Origin of the sequence: Salegentibacter maritimus (assembly GCF_016236975.1) — a bacterium.
In the GTDB taxonomy this organism is placed as follows: Bacteria; Bacteroidota; Bacteroidia; order Flavobacteriales; family Flavobacteriaceae; genus Salegentibacter; species Salegentibacter maritimus.
Window position 1 is genome coordinate 23,357 of the sequence record NZ_JAEHNY010000016.1, and the last position, 25,467, is coordinate 48,823.

The 25,467-nt window shown below is 36.1% G+C and carries 22 protein-coding genes; 19 read left to right on the forward strand and 3 right to left on the reverse strand.

Translation table 11 applies throughout. From position 1 onward, the window contains the following. Positions 1–75: 75 nt before the first annotated feature. The 6 genes from I6U50_RS14900 (at position 76) to I6U50_RS14925 (ending at position 7,300) form a co-directional block, all read left to right on the forward strand. Positions 76–360: a DUF3817 domain-containing protein gene (locus I6U50_RS14900; protein ID WP_193709438.1), complete on the forward strand. Its 285-nt coding sequence runs from the start codon at positions 76–78 to the stop codon at positions 358–360. Positions 361–363: 3 nt separating this feature from the next. Continuing rightward, positions 364–1,674: a mechanosensitive ion channel family protein gene (locus tag I6U50_RS14905; protein WP_198639426.1), complete on the forward strand. Its 1,311-nt coding sequence runs from the start codon at positions 364–366 to the stop codon at positions 1,672–1,674. 294 nt (positions 1,675–1,968) lie between these two features. Next, the gene (locus tag I6U50_RS14910; RefSeq protein WP_198639427.1) at positions 1,969–3,030 is read left to right on the forward strand and encodes an endonuclease/exonuclease/phosphatase family protein; all 1,062 of its coding nucleotides are present in this window, start codon (positions 1,969–1,971) and stop codon (positions 3,028–3,030) included. A 345-nt stretch (positions 3,031–3,375) separates the two neighbouring features. Beyond that, the gene (locus tag I6U50_RS14915) at positions 3,376–5,223 is read left to right on the forward strand and encodes a flavohemoglobin expression-modulating QEGLA motif protein (protein ID WP_198639428.1); all 1,848 of its coding nucleotides are present in this window, start codon (positions 3,376–3,378) and stop codon (positions 5,221–5,223) included. Continuing rightward, positions 5,220–6,269, forward strand: a complete 1,050-nt coding sequence (locus I6U50_RS14920; protein ID WP_198629183.1) for a glutathione synthetase — start codon at positions 5,220–5,222, stop codon at positions 6,267–6,269. The genes I6U50_RS14915 and I6U50_RS14920 overlap by 4 nt, the downstream gene beginning before the upstream one ends. 107 nt (positions 6,270–6,376) lie before the next feature. Then, on the forward strand, positions 6,377–7,300 hold the full coding sequence (locus I6U50_RS14925) for a M14 family metallopeptidase (RefSeq protein ID WP_198639429.1): 924 nt from the start codon (positions 6,377–6,379) through the stop codon (positions 7,298–7,300). A 231-nt stretch (positions 7,301–7,531) separates the two neighbouring features. On the opposite strand, the gene I6U50_RS14930 is transcribed toward I6U50_RS14925, so the two are convergent. After that, the gene (locus I6U50_RS14930) at positions 7,532–8,653 is read right to left on the reverse strand and encodes a lactonase family protein (protein ID WP_198639430.1); all 1,122 of its coding nucleotides are present in this window, start codon (positions 8,651–8,653) and stop codon (positions 7,532–7,534) included. A gap of 13 nt (positions 8,654–8,666) precedes the next feature. Continuing rightward, on the reverse strand, positions 8,667–9,743 hold the full coding sequence (corA, locus tag I6U50_RS14935; RefSeq protein ID WP_193709431.1) for a magnesium/cobalt transporter CorA: 1,077 nt from the start codon (positions 9,741–9,743) through the stop codon (positions 8,667–8,669). 277 nt (positions 9,744–10,020) lie between these two features. Here corA and nhaA point away from each other — a divergent pair, with 277 nt between their 5' ends. The 10 genes from nhaA to I6U50_RS16035 all read left to right on the forward strand — a co-directional run bounded on the left by nhaA (position 10,021) and on the right by I6U50_RS16035 (position 20,101). Beyond that, positions 10,021–11,346 carry a Na+/H+ antiporter NhaA gene (gene nhaA / locus I6U50_RS14940; RefSeq protein ID WP_198639431.1) on the forward strand — a complete coding sequence of 442 codons (1,326 nt, stop codon included), beginning with the start codon at positions 10,021–10,023 and terminating at the stop codon, positions 11,344–11,346. Between the two features lie 72 nt (positions 11,347–11,418). Beyond that, entirely contained in the window at positions 11,419–13,812 is a 2,394-nt protein-coding gene (locus I6U50_RS14945) for a heavy metal translocating P-type ATPase (protein ID WP_198639432.1), read from the forward strand. Between the two features lie 69 nt (positions 13,813–13,881). Beyond that, a complete protein-coding gene (gene ccoS, locus I6U50_RS14950) occupies positions 13,882–14,076 on the forward strand; it encodes a cbb3-type cytochrome oxidase assembly protein CcoS (RefSeq protein WP_193709428.1) in 195 nt (64 codons plus the stop codon). A 2-nt stretch (positions 14,077–14,078) separates the two neighbouring features. Beyond that, positions 14,079–16,280 carry a cytochrome-c oxidase, cbb3-type subunit I gene (gene ccoN, locus I6U50_RS14955; protein ID WP_198639433.1) on the forward strand — a complete coding sequence of 734 codons (2,202 nt, stop codon included), beginning with the start codon at positions 14,079–14,081 and terminating at the stop codon, positions 16,278–16,280. Between the two features lie 2 nt (positions 16,281–16,282). Beyond that, on the forward strand, positions 16,283–16,465 hold the full coding sequence (locus I6U50_RS14960) for a CcoQ/FixQ family Cbb3-type cytochrome c oxidase assembly chaperone (protein WP_193709426.1): 183 nt from the start codon (positions 16,283–16,285) through the stop codon (positions 16,463–16,465). A 2-nt stretch (positions 16,466–16,467) separates the two neighbouring features. Next, a complete protein-coding gene (locus I6U50_RS14965; RefSeq protein WP_198639434.1) occupies positions 16,468–17,349 on the forward strand; it encodes a cbb3-type cytochrome c oxidase N-terminal domain-containing protein in 882 nt (293 codons plus the stop codon). Between the two features lie 24 nt (positions 17,350–17,373). Beyond that, positions 17,374–18,789, forward strand: coding sequence for a cytochrome c oxidase accessory protein CcoG (gene ccoG, locus I6U50_RS14970; RefSeq protein ID WP_198639435.1), 1,416 nt, complete (start codon positions 17,374–17,376; stop codon positions 18,787–18,789). Positions 18,790–18,801: 12 nt separating this feature from the next. Further along, positions 18,802–19,248: a FixH family protein gene (locus tag I6U50_RS14975; protein WP_193709423.1), complete on the forward strand. Its 447-nt coding sequence runs from the start codon at positions 18,802–18,804 to the stop codon at positions 19,246–19,248. After that, positions 19,249–19,950, forward strand: coding sequence for a sulfite exporter TauE/SafE family protein (locus I6U50_RS14980; RefSeq protein WP_198639436.1), 702 nt, complete (start codon positions 19,249–19,251; stop codon positions 19,948–19,950). A 16-nt stretch (positions 19,951–19,966) separates the two neighbouring features. Next, positions 19,967–20,101, forward strand: coding sequence for a hypothetical protein (locus tag I6U50_RS16035; RefSeq protein ID WP_262894739.1), 135 nt, complete (start codon positions 19,967–19,969; stop codon positions 20,099–20,101). 319 nt (positions 20,102–20,420) lie between these two features. Here the strand turns inward: I6U50_RS16035 and hemN are convergent, their stop codons facing one another. Then, complete coding sequence (gene hemN, locus I6U50_RS14985) at positions 20,421–21,776, reverse strand: oxygen-independent coproporphyrinogen III oxidase (protein ID WP_198639437.1); 1,356 nt, start codon at positions 21,774–21,776, stop codon at positions 20,421–20,423. A gap of 290 nt (positions 21,777–22,066) precedes the next feature. Between hemN and I6U50_RS14990 the strand changes: the two genes are divergently transcribed. The 3 genes from I6U50_RS14990 to I6U50_RS15000 all read left to right on the forward strand — a co-directional run bounded on the left by I6U50_RS14990 (position 22,067) and on the right by I6U50_RS15000 (position 25,130). Further along, positions 22,067–22,897 (forward strand): DUF1853 family protein, encoded by an 831-nt coding sequence (locus tag I6U50_RS14990; RefSeq protein ID WP_198639438.1) that lies wholly within the window; start codon positions 22,067–22,069, stop codon positions 22,895–22,897. A 92-nt stretch (positions 22,898–22,989) separates the two neighbouring features. Beyond that, complete coding sequence (locus I6U50_RS14995) at positions 22,990–23,871, forward strand: cation diffusion facilitator family transporter (protein WP_193709418.1); 882 nt, start codon at positions 22,990–22,992, stop codon at positions 23,869–23,871. Positions 23,872–23,972: 101 nt separating this feature from the next. Beyond that, positions 23,973–25,130: a baeRF7 domain-containing protein gene (locus I6U50_RS15000; RefSeq protein WP_198639439.1), complete on the forward strand. Its 1,158-nt coding sequence runs from the start codon at positions 23,973–23,975 to the stop codon at positions 25,128–25,130. The last annotated feature ends 337 nt before the right edge of the window (positions 25,131–25,467 follow it).

The window sequence follows — 25,467 nt, forward strand, 5'->3', positions numbered from 1 at the left end:
ATATTTCAAGGAAAAAGCCATTATAAATTACCAGGTTCTCTATAAAAACTATCTTTGCAATCTAAATTTTAAACTATGTCTCTAGAAAAGCAAAAAAAGGTTTTTAAGTATGTAAGTATCCTGGAAGGACTTTCATTTTTATTGTTGTTATTTATCGCCATGCCGCTAAAATATATTTGGGATATGCCAGCAATGGTACAACAAGTAGGAATGGCCCATGGGGTACTTTTTATTGCCTATGTTATAGGTGCTGTTTGGTTATTTAAACCCCTAAACTGGAACTTTAAAGAACTATTTGTGATATTGGGTTGTTCTCTGGTTCCATTTGGTCCTTTTTATGTTGAAAAAAAATATCTCTAAACTATGGATTTAGAAGAAGGATTTAAGAATCTTATCTGTCTTTTTGAAAATTTCTTAATTAATCAGGGGGTAAATACTACGGTAGCTCTTTACCTTAACCTGCTATTAAATATCCTGATTCTTATTTTAATAATTTTTGGGGTTAATTACCTGATAAAGAATTTTGTGATAGAAGCTTTTAAAAGTTTCAGTAATAAAACCACAACCTCTTTTGACGATTTTCTTATAAAAACCAATTTTCCAAAATATATAGGGCAAATCCTTCCTATATTCATTGTATACATTACCGTACCTTTTATCCTGGTAGACTTCCCACTGGCCATTAAGTCGTTCTATTTTGTAGTAGACATCTATATAATACTTCTTATTGTTTGGATTATAAGAAGCATTTTAAGGGGGACAAAAGCCTATTTAAGAACTTTAGAATCTTTTCACGACAAACCTGTTGAAAGTTATATTCAGGTAGTGATGATTATTGTTTGGTTGTTTGCAATACTTTTTATTGTAGCTGAAATCACCGACAAAGATGTTATTAATTTTATTATCTCCCTTGGTGCTGCCTCAGCAATTTTGTTGTTGATTTTTAAAGATACTATCCTGGGCTTTGTAGCTTCCATTCAGGTTAGTGTAAACGATATTGTTAGAATTGGCGACTGGATAACTTTTAGTAAATATGGAGCCGATGGTACCGTAACCGAAATAACCCTCGCTACGGTTAGGGTTCAGAATTTTGATAATACATTTACCTCTATCCCTACCTACAGCCTCATTTCTGAATCTTTTCAGAACTGGCGTGGTATGCAGGAATCTCCGGGAAGAAGAATTAAGAGGGCGATTTTTATTAAACAGAATTCGGTTAAATTTATTACCGCTGAAGACATTGAAAAGTATAAAAAAATCCAGTTAATTTCTACTTATCTTAAAGACAGACAGGATGAAATTAATGAATACAACACTAGTCACCAAATTGATACCAGCTTACCATTAAACGGAAGAAACCAAACCAATTTGGGTATTTTTAGAAAATATATAGATACTTATTTAAACAATCATTCTGCGGTTCATAAAGAAATGTACATTATTGTACGGCACCTACAACCAACCGAACACGGTATTCCTGTAGAAATTTTATGCTTTAGCCGTGATAAACGCTGGGAAAACTTCGAGTATATCACTGCCGACATCTTTGATCATGTAATAGCCGCGGTATCATTTTTTGATCTTCAATTATTTGAGGCTCCATCGGGTGATGATTTAAGAGATTATTTAAATAAGCAAATTGAAAGTGGATCTATCAATAATGCCAAAAAATAGTTTAGCCCGCATCAATCTAAGTCTATTTAAATTTCAAATAGCGTATAAATTATTTTGTGGCAAATCAAACGTCTTAGGTGGAAAGATTTTCATCCATCGGCAAGCTTTTAAGCATTAATTCTCAATTATTGGCTAAAAAGAAATCAAAATGCTTAATTTTATTTAACTTATCATATTTTTCATCAAAATATTAGTAAAATTCCAAAGGCAAAACAACGAGGCATTAGTTGGAAACAAATTTTTAATTTCAATGCAAGCCTCGGGTATACTCTTTGGCGATACCAATAAAGTAATATGACTTTAAAAGGATTTCTTCAGGTTTTTGGGATTATCGCAGTAGTAATGACCTTAGTTCCATTAATTGCAGCCGACTATTGGTGGATAAGGATATTTGATTACTTACACATTCAATTAAGCCTGCTTACCCTTACCGCAATCGCTGCCTATTTTATTAGGTTTGAGGTTAAAAGAATTGAAGACTATATCTTTATGGGGGTGCTTATAGCCTGTTTTACTTTTCAGGTTGTGAAAATATATCCCTACTTTCCCCATAAAAACTACGAGGTTGGACAGGTTTCCTCAGAAAATACCAGTAATAAATTTAGCCTTTATTCGGCCAATGTGTTGCAGGAAAACGAAAATCCCGATTTGATAATTGCCGATATCAAAAAACAAAATCCCGACATATTGCTTTTTACCGAAACAAATAATCGGTGGAAAAATGATCTTTCTAAAATCACTGCTTCTTATCCCTATAAAGTTGAAGCGCCATTGGATAATACTTATGGGATGTTACTTTATTCAAAATTAGCACTCAAAAATCCCCAACTGCGATATTTAGTAGATGATAGCATTCCTTCTATTCATAGCGTCCTGGAATTAAGATCGGGTAAAGAAATAATGTTTCACGCCATCCATCCTACCCCTCCCATGCCGCAGCACAACCCTTCTTCTACCGATAGGGATGCAGAGATGATGAAAGTAGCCCTAATGGCCAGAGACTCTAAATTACCGGTTGTAGTAGCCGGAGATTTTAACGATGTAGCCTGGTCTTCAACTACTGCCCTCTTTCAAAAGGTTGGCGGATTATTAAATACCAGGATTGGCCGAGGTTTTTATAACACTTTCGATGCTAACAGTTTTTGGATGCGCTGGTCTTTAGATCACGTTTTTGTAACCGAAGAATTTAGAGTAGCCGATTTTAAACTGGGAAGCAAAATAGATTCAGATCATTTGCCTTTATACATAGAACTCAATCTAGAACCCGAAAAAGCCGCAGCACAAAAACCAAAACCTGCCACGAAAGAGGAAATTAAAAGCGCCCGTAATCAGGTTGAAAAATCAAAGGAAAAGTGAAATATATTCTCGCCTACTAACAAATTTCATCAGTCATTCTATCTCAAATAAGTGCTTTCGGCTAATTTTAAAGGCTTTTAAGTAATTTTCTATATATCTCTTAAATAAAACCCAAAGTAGGTTTACAAATTAATATTCACTGGTTTTCTTTCTAAATTTATTTCAAGTTTAACCACTTATATGTTCAATTTAGTGCTACATAAAAGTGGTTTTCTAGTAACATAGAACAAGTAAATTACCTCATGGCAAGCCAACGAGGCATTAAATGAAAAGATTTTTTGATTTCGGGCTAAACCTCGAAGCATAAATCTCGATTAACGAGTAAACTTTTAGAAGAAAACCAAAATGCTGAATATATCTGATTTATCGGAAAAATCGATTAAAAAAATTTTAACAATCCTGGAAGAAGATGGCAAACTAAGTGCTTCACTTCCGGGAGGAGGTTTAATACATATAGAAGACAATTTACCTTACCTGATAGTATACAGAAAAAGACAGGATGATGAAGGTACCGAACGAATAGTTGTTAGTGAAGCTTCCTATCTTTTAATTGGAGATAAGTTTTTTGAGGCCTATCGAAAACTTATTTATGCTTTAGCAGATAAACTTTCAACAGATTTTAAATCTTATATGATTTTTGAAATCTATACGGGTGAGCCCAATGATTGTTTTACCATAAAGGCTCCGGCTGAAAAGCTCCCTACCTCTATAAAAGTTTTACAAAAAGAGCTTAATGATATCAATCAGGTTTTTAGTGGATTATACTTAAAAGCTGAAATAAAAGACACCCCAAATAGACAAAAAGAAGGCGATCAGGAAATTTTGAGTATTGAAGAGGCAAAAAAATCAGGTGCTGTTGTTGTAGGCCTCGAAATTCCACCTGTTTTCCGCGATAAAGACAACAAAATTTATCCTGTCTTTTTAAGGCAATTTAAAGACTATCTTATAACCTGTATTCACAAAGCCATCTACGATTATGTGCGTGTACAAACTACCAGCGGTGTAGGCAGTTATCTTGCATTGGGAAGGAAACACTTAAAAGAAAAAGTTTTTGAGGTAGACAAAGCCCTGGCAAAAATAGAACGTTCTTACCAGTTTCTATGGCTTATTTCACCGGCTAATATTCAGGATATAAAAAACACGTTTTTTGAAAGCAAGTACGAAAAAGTTTTGGATTACCATTATAGGTTGCTTCCCATAGATCCCGATCTATTAAAAAGAGAACTCTATAATTTAAAAATTGAAGAAATAGACGATCCTGCTATGTCCCATATTTTTAGGGAAAAACGAGAAGAACTGGATCAGCAAATTACGATGTTAAGCGAACGAGGTACATCAAATTTTTTCTATAATAGCATTAGACTTTACAAAGGCTTAAGTCCGAAATTAAGCGAAGAAGCAGGAACAATTTTAAGAGAGCTTAATGAAACAGAAGAAGATAAAAATGCCGAGTTTATTGATGCCAAAGGCTTTAGTAGTTTGGCTCGTAGAGAATTCGATTATTTCGCCGAACAGGATGAAAACTTTAAAAGTAAAGTTCATATTCGCAAAGATGTGAACATTATAATGGTTAACAATGGTGAGCTTTATGTTCCGGCAGATTATAAAATGAATAAAACCGAAGCAATGGCCTTAATTCAGCACGAAGTTGGTACCCATGTGCTTACCCATTACAACGGAACCCGGCAGCCTTTGCAACTTTTAAGTAGTGGTCTTGCCGATTATGATCCGCTACAGGAAGGCCTGGCCGTAATGTCTGAGTATTTAGTAGGTGGCTTAACAGCAAACAGACTTAGAACCCTGGCCGGACGTGTAATAGCGGGCTCGGCTTTAATTGAGGGAGCAGAATTTCCACAGTTATTTAGACTATTAAAAATGGATTACGGATTCTCTGCATCCAGGGCTTTTAATATTACTTCCAGGATTATGCAGGGAGGCGGATTTCTAAAAGATATAATTTATTTAAAAGGTTTGGTACAACTTCGTGATTATTTACAAAATGGCGGAGAATATGAGCCTTTACTAGCAGGAAAATTTGGATTAGAACATACCAAAATTATTGAAGAACTAACCGAAAGAAAAGTATTAAAAACAAGCGCGTTGCGCCCCAGTTATTTATTAACCGAAAATATTACCAATAAATTAAACCTAATCAGGGAGGGACTTCCCCTTTCAAAAATGATAACCCAATGAAAATTTGCTTTGTATTAAACGATATTGAAACCGAAAGTTGCGGAACTTCCGTAATGTTAATGACTATGGCCCATTCCAGAGGTCACGAAGTGTATGCTATGGGAGTGGGAGATTTTAATTTTCACCACGATGCGCCTATAAGCATAAACAGCACGCAGGTACCCAAGAATACCAAAACCAAATCACCAAAAAAATTTCTGGAAGCTTTACAAAGCTCTAAAGCCAGAAAAAGAAAGATCACAGCAAAGACTTTAGATGTATTATTTATTAGAAATAATCCCACCGAAGAAGAATCTGGTCGAAAGTGGGCAGAACAAGCCGGGGTTGCCTTTGGAAGAATGATGCAACAGCAAGGGGTATTGGTACTAAACGATGCTTATGCTCTTTCTAATGCATTTATCGATAAGTTATACTTTGAAGAGCTTCCGGCAGAAATTAAACCCAACTCGCTTATTACCCGAAAAAAAGAGGATATCCTGGAGTTCTGGGAAAATAACAATAAAAAGATTGTTTTAAAACCACTGGAAGGCTCAGGTGGACAAAATGTTTTTCTGGTAGATGAAAACGAAAAAAACATTAATCAGATAATTGAAACAATTAGCCAGAAGGGATATGTTATTGCCCAGGAATTTTTGCCGGCCGTCAAAGATGGTGATGTAAGAATAATTCTAATGAACGGTCGTGTAATGGTTAAGGACGGTAAACAGGCTATTATTAGGCGAGTAAGCGGGGAAGGTGAATTTAGAAGTAATTTTGCCCTGGGCGCCACTGCCGATAGCAGTGACCTTACTCCCGAGATGCAGCGAATTGTAGATCTTACTGCCCCAAAACTAATTCGCGACGGACTTTTCTTTGTGGGTCTTGATGTTGTAAAAGATAAATTGATTGAAATTAATGTGTTAAGTCCCGGTGGGATGGAACATTTTAAAGATATAGGATTACCAGAATTCTCAGATGTAGTAATTGAGGCGATAGAACGCAAAGTTGAGTACAAAAACCTTTATGGTCATCAATTTACCAACAGGGAAATTGCCTGTATGGAATAAGTCTCGGGGCAAGCCGAGAAGGCATTCGGTAAAAACAAATTTTTAATTTATAAGCAAGCCTAGGGGGTAATTTATCCTTTGGCGGTGCCAATAAAAAACCACGTGTTATGAGCAACAAACCAAATAAAAATATTCCCAGGATAATTGGAGAATATAGCAGTAATAAAGAAGGACCTTTACTTTTTGTTACCGCGGGAATCCACGGCAATGAACCCAGTGGTGTAAAGGCTCTTGAAGAAGTTTTTAAACAATTAAAAAAGACAAATCCCACAATTCAAGGAACCCTGGTTGGAGTTTCCGGAAACCATAAAGCATTAAATCAAAACAAACGTTATATAGATGAGGATTTAAACAGGGTTTGGACCGAAGAAAACATCAAACAAAAAAAGAAGCATACCCATGAACAAAAAGAAATGTGGGAAATCATTGAGATTTTAAATCAATACCCGGAAAAGGAGTATACAAAACGATATTTTCTGGATTGCCATACTACCTCATCGGCAAGTTTGCCCTATGTTTCTGTACAGGAAGTGAACGATAATGACGCCTGGGCACATAATTTCCCAACTTTTATAGTACGTGGGTTTAGTGATATTATAACCGGTGATATAGATCATTATCTAAGCCGAATAGGGATGACGGGCTTTGTTTTTGAAGCCGGGCAGCACGAAGATAAAACTTCGGTTGAAAATCACGAAGGGGTTATTTGGCTTGCTTTAAAAGAAGCCTGTAAGCTGGATTTATCCAAAATTGAAACCTATCCCGAATGTGTAGATCGTTTTGCTAAAAAGAATGCCCCGGAACAAAAAACTTTTGAGCTGATACATAGGCACGGTTTAAAAGATTCTGATTCTTTTAAAATGCAACCGGGCTATGAAAATTTTCAAAAAATTGAAAAAGGAGAAGTGTTGGCGATACAAAACGGCGAAGAAGTTAAAAGTAAATGGGATGCCAGGATTTTTATGCCGCTGTACCAGGCACAGGGCAATGACGGCTTTTTTGTAATAGAAGAAGTAGATGTAAATAATTGAATCCAGCAATTGTAACTTTAAATCATTCTGAATTCATTTCAAAATATATGTATTTAGAATTAAAAAGGAGGCTGTCTGGAAAGTTCTTAAAAATCGTCATCTTGAATTTATTTCAGAGCCTGCCCCGATTCTTTATCGGGGATATAAAAATTGATAATCAAAACATCTTAGAAGCTAAAACAAGTTCAGCTTGACGAGAATAGATTTTCAGACAGCCTTCTTTTTGTAATATTAATCTTCAGCAAACTCTACGCAAACGGGAGACATAACCTCAACAGGCAGCAAGTGTTCTTCCAGTTCGCCGGTTTCCATATTCACCTTAAAACTGCTAATAGTTGAAGTGTCCTGGTTGGCAGCATACAGGAATTTTCCATCTGGGGAAATCCCAAAATTTCTTGGCGTATCCCCTCTGGTTGGGTAATGGCCAATTACGCTTATTTTTCCTGAATTTGGGTTAATTTTAAAAGCCGCAATGCTATTATGGCCGCGATTAGAAGCATAGACATATTTTCCGGAAGGATGTACGTGAATATCTGCGCCCGAATTATTTCCGTTGAAGGTTTCAGGCAAACTTGAAATATTCTGTATTAATTCAAGTTTACCCTCTTTTTGTATTTTAAAAACACTAATGCTAGAATTTATCTCATTCAGCGAAAAGGCAAAATTATTGTCTTTAGAAATATCGAAATGTCTTGGTCCCGAACCTTCTTCTAACTCAACAAATGATTGCTCTTTAGGACTTAGTTTCCCCTCCTTTTCATTAAAGTTATAAATCCATATTTTATCGTTCCCAAGATCTGATATATAAGCTGTTTTATTATCGGAAGAAATTGAAACCGAATGTGCATGAGATTCTTTTGGATTCTCTAACTCCAGCTTCTGCTGTTTTAAAAGATTTCCGTTTTCATCTCTTTTATAAAGCATCACAACACCTCCTAAATAATTCGATACAAAAACATACTCTCCGGTTTTGTCCATCTCAATATGGCAGGGCGCAAAAGCTTCGGTAGAAATTTTTCCTATTTCTTCCAGGCTGTTGTCTTCCTTTCTTTTATACGAATAAATAAATACCGAATCTATATTCCCGCTTCCCAATTCACTTACGGCATACAGGTTTTCACCATCTTTTGAGACTTTTACAAAACTAGGATTCGTAATTTCAGCAACTGTTTTTTGGGGTTGTAAACTTCCGTTTTCAGGGTTTTGCATTGCTAGATATATTCCTTTGGCCTTTCCATCTACATGCCCCTCTTTTTTGGTATAAGTACCAATGTAAACCGGATTCTCTGTTTTTTGCGCCGTACAACTTAACGTAAAGGACAAAGCAAGGCCAATTAAAGTAATTTTTTTCATATTATTATTTGAGTTATAACCATTTTTTTCGCTTGAAATAAAAAATCATTAAGAGGAAAATCACAACCATCACCCCCCAAAGCACATAGTAACTGTACTCCCATTGCAACTCTGGCATGTGTTGAAAGTTCATCCCGTAAATTCCTGCAATAAAAGTAAGGGGAATAAAAATAGAGGCCATAATGGTTAAAACTTTCATCACCTCGTTCATCTTATTGCTAAGGGTGGTCATATACATATCCATAAGTCCCCAGGCCATTTCCCTGTAGAGATCTATGTTTTCTGAAACCTGTAGTATATGATCGTGTAGATCGTCTATATAGTTTCTAGTGCGGCTTTTTATAAGCTCATTTTCCATTTTTTGAAGCCTAAATATAACTTCTTTTAGGGGAAAAACCGCTCGCCTAACTCTTAAAATAGATCGTTTAAGATCCTGAATTTCAGCAGTGATATCATCGCCCGGTTTACTTTCAAATAATTGTTCTTCAAGGCTTTCAACTTTCTCGCTCAACTCATCTACTACCAGGAAATAATGGTCTACTATAGCATCCAAAAGCGCAAATACAAGATAATCAGAGCCATTACTTCTAATACGCCCGTACGATTTTTCAAGCCTTCCCCTAACCCCATCAAATACATCTCCACCGGCTTCCTGGAATGTTAATACATAGTTACTACCTAAAACAAAACTTATATGCTCATGTACTAATTTTCCATCCTGGTGATATAGCATTTTTGCAACTATAAATAAATAATCTTCATATTCATCTATCTTTGGTCGTTGTGTGGTATTTACTATATCTTCAATAATTAATGGATGCAGTTCGTAATACTTACCAAGCTTTTCAATTTCTTCGGTATTGCTTAGTCCATCTATATTAAACCAGGTAATACGGTCTTCTGCCTCAAATTTAAAAGCATCTTCGGTAGTGGAAGAGGTAAGTTTCTCGAAATTGTTTTTATTGTAATCTATTACTTCCAGCTTGGTTTCACCAGACTCTTTTCTTCCTACATAAGTAACTGTTCCGGGAGGTTGGTTAACCGACTTCATTTTAGGCCTGCGTAAACTTTGGGTTAGCTTTTTTACCATATTTAAACTTTATAGCCCTAAAGGTAATAAATTACCCTATGGCAATCCAACAGGCATTAAACGGAAATATTTTTTTATTTCGAGCTAAGCTCCAAACTATTAAACCTGGATGACCGGGTAATGTTTTGTTGTTAGCAGTTTCAAAAAACAAATTAGGATTCATGATCTTTATACTTTATGAATTACCCAAAAACTGAGTTTTATCATATCTACATCCCTAAAATGGTAATAGCTTTATTATCAAGTATTCTACATCTATTTTTAGCAACTGTTTACTATGAAAAAATCACCTCTGGACATTTATCTTATACTCCCAATTAAGAATTTTATTGAGAAAAAAACATCGGTAGGTTTATTGCTTATTTTTTCGGCCTTACTAGCCATGATAGTAGCTAATTCCCCTTTTGCTGATGCCTACCATAGCTTATGGAAACAATACATTCATCTGGGAATAAACGATTTTGTGATAAGAAAAAATTTACTGCACTGGATTAACGACGGACTTATGTCTATCTTTTTCTTTGTGGTTGGACTTGAACTTAAACGGGAAATTCTACAAGGTGAGCTTTCAAGCATAAAAAAATCTATGCTGCCTATAGGAGCCGCGATTGGAGGCATGATTTTTCCTGCACTTATCTTTTATTACTTTAATACGGGCCTTGATTCTGTATCGGGTTGGGGAATTCCTATGGCTACAGATATTGCTTTTGCACTGGGAATACTTTATCTTTTGGGAGACAGGGTTCCTTTACCTCTAAAAGTGTTTTTAACCGCTATTGCCATCGTAGACGACCTGGGGGCTGTTCTGGTAATTGCATTTTTTTATACCTCAGATATCTCCTTGCAAAGTCTGGGAATTGCAGGGGTTTTTCTCTTAATTCTTGCCGCAGCCAATTTAATTGGCATTAGAAATACCCTTTTTTATGCAGTTATGGGAATTGGAGGTTTGTGGCTGGCAATTTTACTTTCAGGAGTACATGCCACTATAGCTGCCGTTCTGGCCGCCTTCGCAATTCCTAACACCAAAAAAATTAATACCCCACTATTCCTTAGAAAAGCTAAACTTCTAGGCTACGAAATTCAGCAGGAATTCAGGAATAGAAAAAAAGATCCTAAAGAAGCTGAAGAACATATTACTTATACTATTGAAAAATTCTCTTCATTAACCGAAGATGCCACTCCCCCTCTACAACGGCTGGAGCATGCACTGCACCCATTAATAAGCTTCGTAATTCTTCCAATATTTGCCTTTGCCAATGCAGGAGTTAGCCTTGGAGAAACCTCTTTTGGTGCTGTTTTAAGTCCTGTATTGATTGGCGTTGTTAGCGGACTTATTTTAGGAAAATTAACCGGAATAATTTTATTCTCAAAACTTATGGTTTGGCTTAAAATTGCAGCACTGCCCCAAAAGGTAAAGTGGAAGCATGTATATGGTGTTGCCTGTTTAGCGGCCATTGGCTTCACTATGTCCTTATTTATTACCGATCTTGCTTTTGAAAACGAAAGTTACATGTCTCAGGCAAAAATTGGAATCTTATTGGCCTCTTTACTTGCCGGAATAATTGGTTATTTTTACTTACGAAAAGTTAGCAATAGCAATTAGTTAGGTAAACCTGATTCCGGTCATATTAAATGGTCGTAATTTCACGAAATTTGCAATTAAAATTCGGTTTGTATGAAAAACTGTTTTCACTGTGGTGAAGCATGTAAAAATGAGCACCTTGTTTTTCAGGAAAAAGATTTCTGTTGCCATGGTTGTAAAACTGTTTATGAAATCTTAAACGAAAGCGATCTTACTTATTATTATGATCTTCAGGAAAAACCGGGGATCTCTCCGGTGACTTCAGAAGGTAAATTCGATTTTCTTGACAATAAGGAAATAGCTGAAAAGTTATTAGAATTTAATGAAGGCAATACACAAATTGTAAATTTCCTGGTACCCTCTATGCACTGTAGCTCGTGTATTTGGGTCTTAGAAAATCTTGGAAAACTAAACAACGGGGTTAAATCGGCTCAAGTAGATTTTCCAAAAAAAACTGTACGTATAAGTTTCTCTCCCGAAAAGATAAACCTCAAGGAACTGGTTTATCTTCTTAGTAAAATTGGTTATGAACCTTATATTTCCCTAAAAGATTACGATGAAAAAGATCATAAAGTAGATAGAAGTCTAATCTACAAACTTGGAGTTGCCGGTTTTGCTTTTGGGAATGTGATGTTTCTTTCTTTTCCCGAATATTTTGAAGTAAAAGAGTTTTGGCTTGAGCAATTTAAACATTTATTTCGCTGGCTAATGTTTGCTTTTTCCCTACCAGTGGTTTTTTATTCGGGCTCAGGTTATTTTGTTTCGGCCTATAAAGGATTAAGAGCTAAAATACTAAACATAGACGTACCTATTGCCCTTGGAATTGCCGTTCTTTTTATACGAAGTACTACAGAGATCCTTTTAGACCTGGGAACCGGTTTTTTTGATAGCCTTACGGGCTTGGTCTTCTTCTTACTTTTAGGAAAGTTTTTTCAGCAAAAAACTTATTCATACCTATCTTTTGAAAGGGATTATAAATCTTATTTTCCCATGGCCGTTACGCGCTTAACAAAAAACAACTCCAATGAAAGCCTAGAAGAGCAAATACAGGTTTATAAAATAAAAGCCGGTGATCGTATTTTAATAAGAAATGGCGAATTAATACCAATAGATGCGGTTTTAATAAAGGGCCAGGCAAATATAGACTACAGTTTTGTAACAGGAGAGGCCGAAGTTGTTAGAAAAGAATCTGGAGAAACACTCTATGCCGGTGGTAGACAACAGGGAGGTGTTCTGGAAATTGAAGCCATAAAAGCCATAGACCAAAGTTACCTTACAAAACTTTGGAGTAATGAAGTATTTGATAAAGATAAAAACAGCGAATTTCAAACACTCATCAATCAAATAAGTAAGCGCTTCACCACCGGGGTTTTAAGTATTGCCTTTACAGCTACTTTGTTTTGGCTAATCTACGATCCGTCAAAAGCTTTAAATGTGTTCACGGCGGTATTAATTATTGCCTGCCCCTGTGCTATAGCTCTTGCTACCCCATTTACGCTGGGAAATTTGCTTCGTATCTTCGGAAGGAATAAATTTTACTTAAAGGAAGCGAGTGTTATTGAACAAATAGCCAAAATAGATTGTGTAGTTTTTGATAAAACGGGAACAATTACCTCAAACAATAAAACAGAGATTTTCTATGAGGGCTTAAAATTAAACACCGAGGAACAAAGCTTATTAAGTAGCAGTTTAAGAGCTTCCAGCCATCCTTTAAGCAGACAATTATATCAAATTCTGGATAAAAATAATATACAGGGTTTAGATGAATTTCAGGAATATACAGGGCAAGGAATTAGTGCCGAAACTAACGGCAACAGGATAAAGATTGGCTCTGAAACTTTTGTAAGGGATTTTGCCACAAAAACCAAAGAACTTAATAAAACAAGCGTTCATATTAGTAGCAACGAAGAATATAAAGGTTGTTATGTTTTTAAAAACTCTTATCGAGAAGGCCTCGCCCAACTATTTAAAGAACTGGGCGAAACCAAAAAGTTGTTTATTCTTTCGGGAGATAATGATGGTGAAAAGGAAAGGCTTGAAAAAATGTTGCCTTTAACGACCAGGTTTTACTTTAACCAAAAACCGGACGATAAACTTGCTTTTATTAAAAAACTTCAGGAAGAAGGCAAATTGGTTATGATGATAGGCGACGGACTTAACGACGCCGGCGCACTGGCACAAAGTAATGTTGGGATTGCTATTTCAGAAAATATTAACGTTTTCTCTCCGGCTTGTGATGGTATTTTAGAAGCTTCAAACCTTCCTCAATTAAGCAAGTATTTTCAACTTTCGGCAAAAGGAATAAAAATCATAAAATGGAGCTTTGTATTAAGTTTATGTTATAATGCAATAGGCCTTGCTTTTGCTGTAACCGGCAATTTAATGCCGGTTATTGCTGCTATATTAATGCCTTTAAGCTCAATTAGTATAGTAGCTTTTGCAACATTGGCAACCAACCTGGCCGGAAAAAAATTAAAACGGTATTAGGCTAAACCTGATTTAAATCATATTTTAGATTTTAACACATTTTTAAGTTTGCTAAATAATTGAATTAACATGAATATCATTTACCTCTTACTGGCTTTAAGTGTATTGGTAGCCCTCATCTTCTTTGTCGCTTTTATTTTTTCAGTAAAAAAAGGACAATATGACGATGTCTACACACCCTCAGTAAGAATGTTATTTGATGATGAATTAGTAAAACCAAAATCAAGTAAATCCAGTTCCACCAAAAACAAGAAATCTAATTAACTATGGAAGTAGAACAGTTTCATTACGATAATAAAATCGTAAAAAAGTTTACTATGGCTACCCTTTTTTGGGGTATAGTGGGTATGAGTGTAGGGCTTTTGCTCGCATTTATGTTTTTATTCCCTAACATAACCGATGGTATTCCATGGTTAAGTTTTGGTCGTTTAAGGCCATTGCATACCAATGCGGTGATTTTTGCCTTTGTTGGAAACGCAATTTTTGCTGGGGTATACTATTCTACCCAACGTTTGCTTAAAGCCAGAATGTATAGCGATTTTTTAAGTAATTTCAACTTTTGGGGGTGGCAGGCCATAATTGTAGCAGCGGCCATTACCTTACCTATGGGTTTCACCAGTTCTAAAGAGTATGCTGAATTAGAATGGCCAATAGATATTGCAATTGCTTTGGTTTGGGTTGCTTTTGGAGCTAACCTTATTGGAACCATGATTAAAAGAAGACAACGTCACTTATATGTGGCCATTTGGTTTTACCTTGCTACATTCGTAACCGTTGCTGTATTACACATTGTAAACAATATTGAAATACCTGTTACTGCATTAAAAAGTTATTCTTTTTATTCTGGGGTTCAGGATGCTTTAGTACAGTGGTGGTATGGACACAATGCGGTGGCATTCTTCCTTACAACGCCTTTCCTGGGCTTAATGTATTATTTTGTACCAAAAGCAGCTAACAGGCCGGTATATTCCTATAGGCTTTCTATTATACACTTTTGGTCGCTTATATTTATCTATATCTGGGCAGGGCCACACCATTTATTGTATTCAACTTTACCAGACTGGGCTCAAAACCTTGGGGTAGCCTTTTCTGTAATGCTATTGTTCCCATCCTGGGGTGGTATGATAAACGGACTTTTAACCCTGCGTGGTGCATGGGATAAAGTGCGAACAAATCCCGTACTTAAATTTTTCGTAGTAGCGATTACCGGCTACGGGATGGCAACTTTTGAAGGGCCTATGCTTTCTCTTAAAAACGTAAACGCCATTGCACACTTTAGTGACTGGATTATTGCACACGTTCACGTGGGAGCACTTGCCTGGAATGGTTTCCTAACTTTTGGTATGGTTTACTGGCTTGTACCAAGGTTGTTTAAAACAAAACTATACTCTACCAAATTGGCAAATGCCCATTTCTGGATAGGAACACTTGGTATTATTATTTATGCATTGCCAATGTACGTAGCAGGCTTTGTGCAGGCTTCTATGTGGAAGCAATTTAATCCAGACGGAACCCTTACCTACGGAAACTTTTTAGAAACAGTAACCTCAATTATTCCAATGTACTGGATGCGTGCCATTGGAGGTACATTATATATTGTGGGAGCATTTATTTTACTTTATAACATAGTAAAAACCGTTAGACAGGGAAGTGAAGTTGAAGATGAATTAGCAGAAGCTGCACCACTACAAAAAGTAACTCGTAAGAGAACCGCAGGAGAAGCTTACCACTCTTGGTTAGAAAGAAGACCTGTAAAACTTACCATATTTGCCACTATCGCAATTTTAATTGGTGGTATAGTACAAATTGTGCCTTCATTAATGGTAGATGAATATGTACCGGTAATCTCGAGCGTAAAACCCTATACCCCACTAGAACTCGAAGGTAGAGATATTTACATACGAGAAGGTTGTGTGTCCTGCCACTCGCAAATGATTAGACCATTTAGAAGCGAAGTTGAACGTTATGGCGAATACTCAAAAGCCGGAGAGTATGTATATGATTACCCTTTCTTATGGGGTAGTAAACGTACAGGGCCAGACCTTATGCGGGTTGGTGGTAAATATTCTGATAACTGGCACCTAAACCACATGTACGATCCGCAAAGTACCTCAGCAGGTTCTATTATGCCGGCTTATAAATGGCTAATCACAGACGAGCTGGACAAAGGCGACACCGAATCGAAAATGGAAGCCCTACGTACCCTTGGTGTACCCTATACCCAGGAGGAAATTGACAATGCCCAACAATGGATGACTGAGCAGGGAACTCAAATAGAGAAAAACCTTTATGCAGATCCGGATTTTGTTGAAACCTATGAAGCCGAAAAAGAATTCGCCGCTAAAAATGGGAAAGAATTCGTAGAAATGCGAAATCGAGAAATTGTAGCGCTTATCGCATATCTGCAAAGACTGGGTACAGATATTAAAGCTAAAGATGTAGAAGTTTCAAATACCAAAAACAATTAAGCATGTTTAAATTTGTAAAAGGCCATATGGAAAGCATAGACGGGGTTATGATATATCCGCTTATCTCTTTGCTTATATTCTTCATCTTCTTTGTAGTGCTTTTCCTATGGGTAATTACCGCAAAAAAGAAAGATATTGAAGAGGTAAGCCAATTACCACTAGACACTAACCAGGAAATTAAATAACTATGAAAAATAACTCATATTTAAGAATAGCTGGATTCTTAATCCTTGCCTTGGTTTTAATAGAATTAACCATAGAGGCAGAAACCGACTGGGCATTTCAACAATATCCGGTTATTTGGGGCATTCTTGCCATTGTACTGGTAATTGCTATCGCTATAGAAGTTTCAGTTACGGCTTTGGAGAATATGGTTTTCCGCAGTTTAAAGCCAGATGCACAGGAACGCTATAAAAATCTTAAAGCTGAAGATTCAGAAAAGCAATTTTCGGGTATAAAGAGATTATATAAAAAGATGCTGAACCAGAAACCTATGGAAAAAGAAGATGAAATTCTTCTGGATCATAATTATGATGGTATCAAAGAACTGGACAACGATCTTCCCTCCTGGTGGCTATATGGCTTTTACGTGAGTATCATTTTCGCATTTGTTTATATGGGATATTACCACATTTTTGATGGAGAAACTCAGGCAGAAGAATACCTTGCCGAGGTAGCCCAGGCAAAAGAGGAAATTGAAGCTTACAAAAAAGCGAATCCAGATCTTATAGATGCTTCTTCGGTAGAACTCTTAACCGAGGCTTCTGATCTTGAAGCAGGAGAACAAATATTTATGACCAGCTGTATGGCCTGCCATAAAGCCGATGGTGGTGGTAGTATTGGCCCAAACCTTACCGATAAACACTGGATATTGGGAGGTGGTATTAGCAATGTTTTTCAAACAGTATCTGAAGGAGGCCGTGACGGGAAAGGAATGGTAGCCTGGAAATCTGAATTGAGTGCCCAGGAAATTGCCCAGGTTTCCAGTTATGTTATAAGCCTGGAAGGAACCAACCCTCCCAATGCAAAAGCACCAGAGGGTGAAATTTGGGAGCCTGAAACAGAATAAGTAAAATAGTTATATACGTAGGTTTTGGATAATAAAGAAAAATTCAGGGATAAAATAGCCACGGCAGACGACGAGGGTAAAAGACTATGGGTTTTTCCTAAAAAACCATCAGGTAAGTTTTACGAGTATAGAAAATATGTAAGTTATGTATTGCTCATTTTTCTTTTTGCCGCTCCATTTGTAAAAATAAACGGCAATCAGTTTTTAATGTTCAATATCCTGGAAAGGCGTTTCAATATTTTTGGATTTCCTTTTTGGCCACAAGACTTTCATATTTTCGTAATAATGATGGTACTTGGAGTGGTTTTTATCATTCTTTTTACCGTCGCCTTTGGTAGGATTTTTTGCGGTTGGCTTTGTCCACAAACCATTTTTATGGAAATGGTATTCCGCAGGATTGAATACTGGATTGAAGGAGACCGCGGAAAACAAATACGTTTAGAAAAACAAAAATGGAATGCTGAAAAAATAAGAAAACGTGGCCTAAAATGGTTTATATTCTTTATAATTTCATTTCTAATAGCAAATGTTTTTTTAGCCTATTTAATGGGAAGTGACCGTCTTATACAATATGTAACCGATGGCCCATTTAACCATTTAAGCACTTTTATATCGCTATTAATATTTACTGCTGTTTTCTATTTTGTTTTTGCCTGGTTTAGAGAGCAGGTTTGCGTTATTGCCTGTCCCTACGGTAGGCTTCAAGGTGTATTGCTAGATAATAAATCTATAGTTGTTGCCTATGATCATAAACGCGGAGAAAAAGAAAAAGGCAGGGCAAAGTTTAAAAAGAACGAAGATAGGGCCGCCACCAGAAAAGGTGATTGCATAGACTGTTTTCAATGCGTACAGGTTTGTCCTACAGGAATAGATATTAGAAACGGTACCCAACTGGAGTGTATAAACTGCACTGCATGTATAGATGCCTGCGACGATATGATGGAGGCGGTAGATCTGCCTAAAGGCTTAATTAGATATGCCAGTGAAGAAAATATTGAAAAGAAGGCCAAATTTAAATTTACTGCAAGATTAAAAGGCTATAGCATAGTTTTGGGAATTCTAACCGCTGTCCTGATGGGAATGTTATTTATTAGAAGTGAGGTCGAAGCCAGAATATTAAGGTTACCGGGACAGTTATATGAAAAAAAGGCCGATAATATTGTAAGCAATGTTTTCACCTATAAACTAGTGAATAAAACAACAGCAGATTTTGAGAATATCGAGTTTAAGTTATTATCGCACCAGGGGGAAATAAAACCGGTAAAACAATCAAATATTACAGTACCCGGACAGGAATTAACTGAAGGTACCTTGTTTATAGAAATTCACACTGCTGCTTTGGAAGATGAAAAGGAAAAATTAAAAATTGGTATTTACAGCGGTGATCGTTTAATAGAAACTACCAGCACTATGTTTATGGGACCTCGTAGTTTTAACTAAAAAAAGGAATTTATGAAATTTAATTGGGGAACAGGAATTGTTATTGGTATGGCACTTTTTATAAGTTTCATTATGTATTTAGTGATAAACATGCTTACTGATTCGAAGTTTGATCACGACTTGGTGACTGAAGAATATTATCAGGAAGAACTACATTATCAGGAGGAAATTGATGCCGAAACCAATGCTTTTTCGCTAGAAGAAAACATTAAGGACAGAAGGGTTAAAGGGGGTTGGCTTATAGAATTCCCTAAAAACCTGGAACTTTCAAAAATCTCAGGAAACCTTCATTTTTATCGACCATCTAATCAAAAATTAGATTTTAATATACCTTTAAAACTAACATCTTATCAGATTTTTATAAAAGATGAGCAGTTAGTAGATGGCAGATGGAACATTAACATTCATTGGGAATACGAGAATACACCGTATTTATACAAAAACGAAATAGTTTATTAAATGTTAATCTCGGCACTAATATTTGGGCTTCTGGGAAGTTTTCATTGCGTAGGAATGTGTGGTCCTATAGCATTTTTATTGCCGGTAGATCATAAAAACAATGCTAAAAAGCTTGGGCAAATTTCCCTATATCATTTTGGCCGCCTAAGTTCGTATGCTATTATTGGGCTTTTATTTGGGTTACTTGGCAAAAGCTTTAGCCTTTTTGGGCTTCAGCAGCAACTTTCGATCCTGGTAGGAGCTTTAATGATTTTGGTGATCCTTCTCCCTTATAAAAAGTTTACCAGGTATAATGGATCAAAACAAATTTTTAAAATTGTCTCAAAAATAAAAAGCAATCTTGGCAAACAATTAAAGCAAAAATCACCAGACACTTTTTATACCATTGGTTTTCTAAACGGCTTCCTCCCCTGCGGACTGGTGTACATGGCGGTTTTTGGCGCTATGGCTTCGGGAACCGCTCTAGAAGGCAGCTTATATATGGCTCTCTTTGGGCTTGGAACAATCCCGTTAATGACCACCGCCATCTATCTGGGGAATTTTATAAACCTCAATATTAGATCTAAAATTAGAAAAGCGGTTCCTGTTTTTGTAATTCTTATGGGGCTGCTGTTTATTCTTAGAGGAATGGGGCTTGGAATTCCTTACCTCTCCCCTATGGAAATAACTCCGGAAATTACTGCAACACAAAGTTGCCACTAACCAAAACACACTGATTATGAAACTATTAAACACAATTGCATTGGTAAATTGGGAAATGGGAAGTTTTCTTATTGCTATTTTTGGCGTTGTTTGCGTCGGCCTAATTCTTATTGTTTTAAATATGATAAACGGCGGTAAAGACAAAAAGTAAAGTCACTTTTAATAAACCGGGTATTATACAAATTCTCTTGAATTAAAGCCTAAATCTCAGAGAACCGCTAATTACTGGGGTAAATATCGATTATGGAACAAAGCTTTTATTCGAAAATGAATTTCAAAAGAGGATAATATTTAGTATTTCCAACTAAAAAAATTATTCCTAACACAGTTTTTTTTAAATGAAAAGTCCGTTAAGAAATCTCATAACGGACTTTTTTCTGAAACCTCTAGTATTTTACTACACCAAACTTATATTTAAATACCTCGCGGACTTTCCGCGAGGTATTACATTTCGGTTTTAACACTTAAATTTAAACCGTCATTGAAAAAAGTTGTGTATCAGGTTTTCTGGCCTGCATTTTTAAATCAAAAGCCATACAAAGGTTACGCACAAATGGTCTCCCTTTTTCCGGAATCGTTAATCCCTTATCAAAAAAGTTTACAAGTCCGTCGGCTTCCATTTCCCGCAATTTAGCAAGAACCTCAGGTAATTCTTCAAAATAATCATCAGAAGACACCCAATTGGTTTCCAAATGGCACATTAAATTTAGAATGTGCTTTCGTATCACCAAATCCTTCTCACTCAAAATATGACCGCGAAAAACAGGAATAATTCCTTCAGCAATAAGACTTTGATAAGCTTCTACCGATTTTTCATTTTGTGCAAAGCCATACCAACTATCACTTATGGCCGAGACGCCTAGACCAATCATGGAAGCTCCCGAAGATGTGGTATAACCCATAAAGTTTCTATGTAATTTTTTTTCTTGCAAAGCTTTGTAAAGAGAATCTGTTTTTAATGCAAAATGGTCCATCCCAATTTCTACATAACCGGCGTCTTCCAGCATTTGCTTGCCTATTTCATACATCTCGCGCTTTACATCTGCAACTGGAAGGTCTGAATCTTTAAAGCCGCGTTGCCCATTTCCTTTTATCCAGGGTACATGTGCATAACTATAAAAAGCAATACGATCTGGCATTAGCAATTTTGTTTTTTCTATGGTTTCAATAATATCTTTCTTGGTTTGGAAGGGTAAACCAAAAATAATATCGTGCCCCACAGAGGTGAAACCGGCTTTCCGGGCCTCTTCTGTAGTTTTCTTTACATTTTCAAAGGGTTGGATTCTATGAATTGCCTTTTGCACCTTTTCGCTATAATCCTGCACCCCATAACTTACACGTTTAAAACCCAATTTTGAAAACATTTCTAAATGTGCTTTAGTTGTATTGTTGGGGTGGCCTTCAAAACTTAATTCGGTATCACAATCCCGATTGGCTTTTCGGAAAATCATATTTAATAAGAACTTAAGATTTTCAGGAGCAAAAAAAGTGGGAGTCCCCCCGCCAAGGTGTACCTCTCTAATTGTGGGCTTTTCTCCAAGAATTTCCAGATAAAGGTCCCACTCTAGTAAAAGGGTTTCAATATAAGGAGACTCTACTTCGTGCTTTTTTGTAATTCGCTTGTTACAGCCGCAAAAAGTACATAAACTCTCACAAAAAGGTAAATGAATGTACAGGCTAACTTCTTTATTCTCGCTAAAACTACGCTTTAAACTTTCTTTCCAGGCAGTCATAGAAAAGCTATTGTCTTCCCAGTAAGGAACGGTAGGATAACTTGTGTACCTTGGTCCCGGCACATTATATTTACTTATTAGGTTCAACGACATAGACAATGTAATTTTTTACAAAAATATTTCAGTTACTTTTTAATTAATATGAGGGAGATCAGGTTCTTATAAATCTTATTCAAATAGTGTTATTTCAATGAAGTATATTCATAAATACTGAGCTTCATATCAATAAAGGTCTATAGTAGTAATAACGACAAGAAGTTTGGGGGTTTTTAATAGTTTAAACTTACAGCGTCTAGCATATAAAGCTTTTTAATTATTATTGGTTACAGCTTTAGTAAATGTATATTTTCGATTAGTAAAAGCAGTTAATCTAAAATTTTATAATGCAAAATCGTATCGCAAAACAATTTGAAGGTTTCTTAAATACACCTCCTTTATGGAAAAAAGATTTTCAGGAAATAAAACAGTTTCAATTACCCGAAGTAAATGCCTCTCAACAAAAACCTACAATAGCACAACTGCCTTCTCTTGCAGAAAATTTTGTAATGGGTAAACGTGTTGAGCGATTTTTTGAATGGATTATTCAGCAGAACCCAACTTACAATTTACTGGCCGGGAACATTCAGGTAAGTCGGGACAAAATCACCCTGGGGGAACTCGATTTTCTACTAAAAGAGCTTACACAAAAGTATGTGTATCACATAGAAATGGTTTACAAATTCTATGTTTACGATCCTTCTTTTTCCATAGAAGCTGAGCGTTGGATTGGCCCAAACCGAAAAGACAGTCTTTTGCAAAAAATTAAAAAGCTAAAGGAAAAACAGTTTCCTTTACTGTTTAGACCCGAAACAGAAAATCTTTTGGAAGGCCTAAATTTAAAATCAGAAGAAATTATTCAACAAACTTGTTTTAAGGCAAATCTTTTTGTTCCCAGGGAATTTCAATTTAAACAACTTCCGGAAGTAAACAATAGCTGTATAACCGGTACCTGGTTGCATTTTAAAGATTTTAATACCTCTGCTTATCGAGATTTTAATTATTATGCGCCTAAAAAACAAGATTGGCCTATATTGCCAAAACACGGCACAACCTGGTTTAGCCATTCAGAAATAATAAAACAGATAGAAATAGTGCTTAGTAATAAAAAAGCACCATTATTATGGATAAAAAAACCGGGGAACAATTATGAGCGTTTGTTTGTAGTTTGGTGGTAAACATAAACGGCTTTCTAAACATTTTAAAGTTCAATTATTCCGGGAAATCATATTATTACTTTTAAATTTACATTTCTAATAAAATGCTTTCTATGAACCAAAACACAAATGAAGCGATAAAAGCATCCTGGCTCAGCATTTTAGGAAATGCTGTACTGGCCGTCGCTAAATTTGTAACCGGAATATTTGGAAACTCATATGCCCTTATTGCCGACGCCATAGAATCTACCACTGATGTATTCTCATCGTTTCTGGTTTTATTGGGGCTCAAATATTCCAGTAAACCACCCGATGAAAATCACCCCTATGGTCACGGAAAAGCTGAACCCCTTATGACTTTTGCCGTGGTAGGTTTTTTAATAGTTTCAGCAACTGTAATTGCTTACGAGAGTATTCAGCATATAAAAACTCCGCATAAAGTACCGGAACCCTATACGCTTATAGTACTGGGAGCAATTGTAATTATTAAAGAATATTTTTACAGAAAAGTCTCTAAAAAAGGAACCGAAACCAAAAGCACTTCTTTAAAGGCTGATGCCTGGCACCATCGTAGCGATGCAATTACTTCTTTAATGGCCTTTATAGGCATTTCTATAGCTCTTTTTATGGGAAAGGGCTATGAAACCGCAGACGATTGGGCGGCTCTATTTGCCTCTGGCTTTATTATTTATAACGCTTATCTTATTCTAAGGCCTGCCCTGGGAGAAATTATGGACGAACATATGTATGATGATATGATTGCCGATATTCGTAAAGTAAGTATTAAGGTGCCCGGAGTTTTAGATACCGAAAAATGCTATGTTAGAAAAACAGGAATGATTTACCATGTAGACCTTCATATTATTGTAAATGCACACATTAGTGTTAAAGAGGGACATGATATTGCCCACCGGGTAAAAAACGAGCTTCTCACCCACCTTCCCGAAATTTTTGATGTTCTTATTCACGTAGAACCAAATGTGGAATATGAATAAAATTCTTTAAGAAAGATTTAGCGTTAAAGCGCTGCTAAATCCTATTGGGGTCCATTAAAATCAACTTATATTCATTAGTAATTAACCAAAATAATGATATTATGAGTTTGATAAATGAAAAGGATTTGGAGCAATTAACCAACGTAAAAGACACTACCTGTGTCTCTATTTTTATTCCTACCCAACGTGCAGGCAAGGAAGTTTTGGAAGAAAAAAATAAAACACATCTAAAATCCCTATGGAAAGAAGTCGCTACAAAACTAAAAGAAAAAGCGGTACCTGAAAGTAAGATTGAAAAAATAGGAGAACCTATTAAAGCTTTACTCAATGAAAAAACTTTTTGGCGACACCAAAGCGACGGTCTGGCAATTTTTGCGGCAGAAGGTTTTTTTGAAAAATACACACTTCCCGTAAATTTTGATGCGCATACTTATATTTCGGAAGAGTTTTATATAAAGCCATTGGTTCCCATGTTTAATGAAGACAGCCGCTTTTATGTGCTGGCACTTCAGTTGGAAGATGTAGCGCTTTATGAGGCAACAAGATATAGTATAGGTAAAGTGGTGGTAGATGATCTTGTTCCTTCCAAATTGGAAGAAAGGGTAGGTTTTGATTATAAACAGAAACACCTGGATTTTAAAACTCAAAATTCAGGTGGGGAAAACACCATTTTCCACGGGCATGGAGGTACTAGTGATGAAGTACGCAAAGAAGAAATCAACAAATATTTTAGAGCTATAGACAAAGGTCTGGAAACGGTGTTAAATAGTGAAAGCGTTCCGTTGGTAGTGGCTACCCAAGATTATTTATTTCCTATTTACGAAAAAGTGAATACCTATAAGCATCTAATCAAAACAGTGATTCCGGGTAACCCATCAGAGAGTGATATGCTTGGATTACACGAGAAAGCCGTACAGGTTTTAGAACCTGAACTGGAAAAGATAAAGAAGGAAAGAATTAAAAAATTTAATGAACTGAACAATACCGATACTACCGGAGCTTCAGTTACCGATATTCTTCCTGCAATTCAACAGGGAAAAGTAGACAGCCTGTTTCTGGAAAACCGAAGTGAAATTTGGGGGACCTATAATTCCGATAATATGAACGTTACTATTGATGATGCACAAAAAGAAGGAAATTATTCATTGATGAATTGGGGTGCCAGGGAAGTTCTAAAACAAGGTGGACATGTGTTTCTTATACCGGAAGCACAAATGCCAGATAAGAATTCAAAAATGAATGCACTTTATAGGTTTTAATTAGTAAACTACCTCGGGGCAAGCCCACGAGGCATTCGTTGGAAACAAATTTTTAATTTCGAGGCAAGCCTTAGGTATTATACCCTTTGGCGGTGCCAATAAAGTAAGTCAATTAAGGAAGAAGCTTTCTGAAAAGGTTTTAAAACCGTCATCTTGAATTTATTTCAGAGCCTGCCCCGATTTTTTATCGGGGATCTAACATGTTGGTAATTAAAAACATGTTAGAAGCTGAAACAAGTTCAGTTTGACGAGAATAGACTTTTCAGACAGCCTCTTTTTTGTATAAATTAAATCGGGGCAAGCCAGGTAGCAATTAAATGAAAATATTTTATTATTT